Here is a 3,908-nt window from a genome sequence, read left to right on the forward strand (position 1 = left end):
ACGCGGCGGTGAACTCGGTGCGGGGGGCGCCGAGCACATCAGCGCGCGCGCCGTGCTCGACCACCGCGCCGTCGCGAAGCACCGCGACGTGGTCGGCGAGCACGGCGGCATCGAGCACCGCGTGCGAGACCAGCAGCGTGGTGACGCCGGTCTCCTGCAGGATCTCGGCGAGCAGGTGGCGCAGCTCCGGAGCCGCCGCGGCGTCGAGAGCGGCCAGCGGCTCGTCGAGCAGCAGCACCTCGGGCTCGGCCGCGAGCGCCCGCGCGATCGCGACCCGCGCCGCTTGCCCGCCCGAGAGCTGCCGGGGGCGGCGCTGTGCGAGCGAGGCGACGCCGAGCCGGTCCAGCCACTGCCCTGCCCGCGCCAGTGCGTCGCGCTCCCGACGCGCTCGCAGCCCGAACGCCACGTTCCCGTGCGCCGACAGGTGCGGGAACAGCAGGGGGTTCTGCCCGAGCAGCCCGACACGACGCTCGGCCGGCGGGACGAGGCGACCGGACGCCGTCGAGAGGGACCGACCCCGCCAGGTGACCTCGCCGCGCCGGGGCGCGAGCAAACCGGCGACGACGTCGAGGAGTGTCGACTTGCCCGAGCCGTTCGGGCCGAGCACGGCGAGCACGCCGCCGTCGGGGACCTCGAGCTGCGCCTCGAGCGTGAAGGATCCGCGGCCGGCGGTGACGTCGACGACCAGGGCGCGCTCCGCCGTCACCACGCCTCCCGGCGGCGCACCGCGGGCACGAGCAGCAGGATCACCAGCGCCGAGGCGACCAGCAGCACCGACAGCACGAGCGCCACGTCGCGGGTGACGCCGGCGCCGTTGAAGGCGGTATAGATCGCCATCGGGATCGTCTGCGTGACGCCGGGGCGGTTACCGGCCACCAGCGCCGTGGCGCCGAACTCCCCCAGCGCGCGCGTGAACGCCAGCACGGTGCCCCCGAGCAGACTCGGCGCGATCAGCGGCAGCGTGACCCGCCGGAGCACCGTCCACGGGCGGGCTCCCAGCGTCGCGGCGGCGACCTCGTAACGCGAGCCGACCGTGCGCAGGCTCCCCTCCACCGTGATCACGAGGAACGGCAACGCCACGAATGTCTGCGCGAGCACGATCGCCCACGGTGTAAACGCGATCGAGACGCCCACGCGCTCGAGCCACCCGCCCAGCAGCCCGGTCCGCCCGACCACCGCGAGCAGGGCGACACCGCCGACGAGCGGCGGCAGCACGAGCGGCAGCGTCACCAACGCGCGCAGGATCGCGGCGACCCGAGGGCGTGCGCGGGACATCGCGAGGGCGAGTGGCACGCCGAGGGCGACGCACAGCACCACGGCGAGCGCCGCCGTCCGGATCGAGAGCCAGAGCGCGTCCCGCGCCGTGGGCGAGGTGATGATCGCCGGTAGCTCAGCCCAGTCGACGCGGGGCAGCATCGCCAGCAACGGCACGGTCAGGAGGACCAATCCGAGCGCTGCGGGGACCAGCAGCCAGCCCGGTGCCCGCGCGGCGCGCGCCTCGTCGCGGGACTGCCCGCTCTCAGCCATCAGGGTCGGCCGAAGCCGTACTCCTCGAGCACGGCCTGGCCGTCGTCGGAGAGCACGAAGTCGACGAACACGCTCGCGGCTTCGTCGGCACCGACCAGCGTGGTGATCGGGTACCGGTTGACCACCTCGTCGGCGTTGCTCGGCACCACGGCCTCCAGCACGTCACTGCGGGTGGCGATGTCGGTGGCGTAGACCAGTCCGGCGTCGACCTCGCCGCGGGCGACCCGCTCGGCCACGGCGGTGACGTTCTGCTCCTGGCTGACCGCGTCCACGCTCGTCCCGGCGCCCTCGAACAGGGTCTGCGTGGCGGCACCGCAGGGGACCTCGGGGGCGCACACCACGTAGTCGAGCCCGTCGAGGTCGGCCAGGTCCTCGATGCCGAGCGGGTTGCCCGGCGGGACCGCGATCACCAGGGTGTTGGTGGCGAACAGCACGGGCTCGCCGTCGTTGAGCCCCTCGGCCACGAGGTCCTGCATGTTGGCCTCGGCTGCGGAGGCGAACACATCGGCGTCGGCGCCCTCGGTCAGCTGGGTGACGAGTGTGGAGCTGCCGTCGTAGACCGGGGGCTCGACCGAGATGCTCGGATTCTGCTGCTCGAACTCGACGATGAGGTCGGTGAAGGCCGCCTCCAGCGAGGCTGCGGCGTAGAGCGTCACGGTGCCGCTGACCTGGTCCTCGGGCTCGGCCGCGCCCTGCTCGGTGGAGGCGTCGGTCGGCGCGTCGTTCTCGGCCCCGCCGCCGGCGCTACAGGCGCCTACCAGAGCGAGGGCGGTCAGGGCCTGCAGCAGGGTTCGGGTCCTCACAGCGGGCGCTCCTTCTCGACGATCACCGTGGTGGCCTTGACCACGGCGACCGCCGTGGAGCCCACCTCGAGCCCGAGGTCGCGCACGGCCTCGGCAGACATGAGCGACACCACGCGGAACGGCCCGCACTGCAGGTCGACCTGCGCCATCACGGTGTCGGCGGTGATGGCGGTGACGAGTCCGACGAACCGGTTGCGTGCGCTGGAGGCGTGCGGGTCGGCCTGCGGCGCGGCGGCGAGCTCCTGCGCGAGCCCGGCCAGCTCGGCGCCGGCGACGACCGATCGCCCGGCGTGGTCCTTGCTGCTCGCCAGCCGACCGCCGTCGACCCATCGCCTGACCGTGTCGTCACTGACGCCGAGCAGGCGCCCCGCCTCGCTGATCCGATAATGCGTCACAGATCAGAGAATACCGCCGCATCTGCGGACTCTGCGCTCGCTCTGGCGCCGTCACACGCCTCGAGGTCGCACCCTAGGCGCGAGGTCGCACCGTTGGCGGTGCGACCTCGTGCCCGAGAGTGCGACCTCGAGGCGTGGACAGGGTCGACTCAGGCGCCGGGACCGTCCGTCTCGTAGGCGGCGGCGCGGGTCTGGATGGCGTGCACGCGGTCGAGGTCGAACTTCGGCTGCCGCTGGAAGTCGTAGATGCCGTTCTCCTCCTGGAAGGTGTCGGTCAGCTGCGTGTAGGTGTAGCCGAACATGCGCGGGTCGTCGAGCAGCGCATCGGTGAGACCGGCGAAGCGTGTGTACCACTCCTCCAGGTCGGCCACCCGATCGCCGTACCCCCACGACTCGTTGCGGTCGGTCCCGGCGGCATCAGCCTTGGCTGCGTTCCACCAGATGCCGCCGTACTCGGAGCAGAAGTAGGGCTGCCCGGCGTACGCCAGCGAGATGGTGCGCCCGTTGTGCTCGTTGACGTACGGCTCGCCTCGGTCGAGCCCGGACATCAGCTCGGCGAACTTCGCCGGGTCCTGCTCGTACAGGTGCGAGTCGTAGATGTCCGCGCCGCGCACCCGGTGCGAGTAGCCGGACGCATCGAGCACGGGCCGCGTCGGGTCCGCGAGCTTGGTCGCGTGGTACATCGCGTGCGTGACGTCGTCGAGCTGGGTGATGCGGTCGCTGATCGGCTGCCACGTCTCGTTGAGGGGGCACCAGCCGACGATCGAGGGGTGGTTGACGTCGCGCTGCACGGCCTCCAGCCACTGGGTGATGAACGAGGCGGTGGGCTGCTGGTGGTCCTCGGCCGCGGCCTGCACCCCTGCGCCCCAGTCGCCGAACTCGCCCCATACCAGGTAGCCGAGCCGGTCGGCGTGGTAGAGGTAGCGCTCCTCGAACACCTTCTGGTGCAGGCGCGCCCCGTTGAAACCAGCCTTGATGCCGAGCTCGATGTCCGCGACCAGCGCCTCGTCACTGGGTGCGGTCATGAGCGGGTCCGGCCAGGAGCCCTGGTCGAGCACGAGCCGCTGGAACACACGCTCGCCGTTGATGAGCACCTGCTGCCCGCGCACCGACACGGACCGCAGACCGGCGTAGGACTCCACCGAGTCGATCGCCTCGCCGTCGGCGCCCACGAGGCTCACCG

At 72.4% G+C, this 3,908-nt stretch carries 5 protein-coding genes; all 5 read right to left on the reverse strand.

The window, feature by feature from the left end; genetic code table 11:
* Positions 1-706, reverse strand: a 706-nt coding sequence (locus tag ACOJSN_RS02295; RefSeq protein WP_420110891.1) for a sulfate/molybdate ABC transporter ATP-binding protein, incomplete at its 3' end; no start/stop codon positions are given.
* Entirely contained in the window at positions 703-1,527 is an 825-nt protein-coding gene (locus tag ACOJSN_RS02300) for an ABC transporter permease (protein ID WP_420110892.1), read from the reverse strand. The genes ACOJSN_RS02300 and ACOJSN_RS02295, both read right to left, overlap by 4 nt.
* Entirely contained in the window at positions 1,527-2,330 is an 804-nt protein-coding gene (modA, locus tag ACOJSN_RS02305; protein WP_420110893.1) for a molybdate ABC transporter substrate-binding protein, read from the reverse strand. The genes ACOJSN_RS02300 and modA overlap by 1 nt, the downstream gene beginning before the upstream one ends.
* A complete protein-coding gene (locus tag ACOJSN_RS02310) occupies positions 2,327-2,725 on the reverse strand; it encodes a TOBE domain-containing protein (protein ID WP_420110894.1) in 399 nt (132 codons plus the stop codon). The genes modA and ACOJSN_RS02310 overlap by 4 nt, the downstream gene beginning before the upstream one ends.
* A gap of 149 nt (positions 2,726-2,874) precedes the next feature.
* Positions 2,875-3,908: glycoside hydrolase family 2 TIM barrel-domain containing protein (locus ACOJSN_RS02315; RefSeq protein WP_420110895.1), on the reverse strand; the 1,034-nt coding region annotated here is incomplete at its 5' end.

Origin of the sequence: Pseudactinotalea sp. (genome assembly GCF_048594945.1) — a bacterium.
Classification (GTDB): domain Bacteria; phylum Actinomycetota; class Actinomycetes; order Actinomycetales; family Beutenbergiaceae; genus Pseudactinotalea.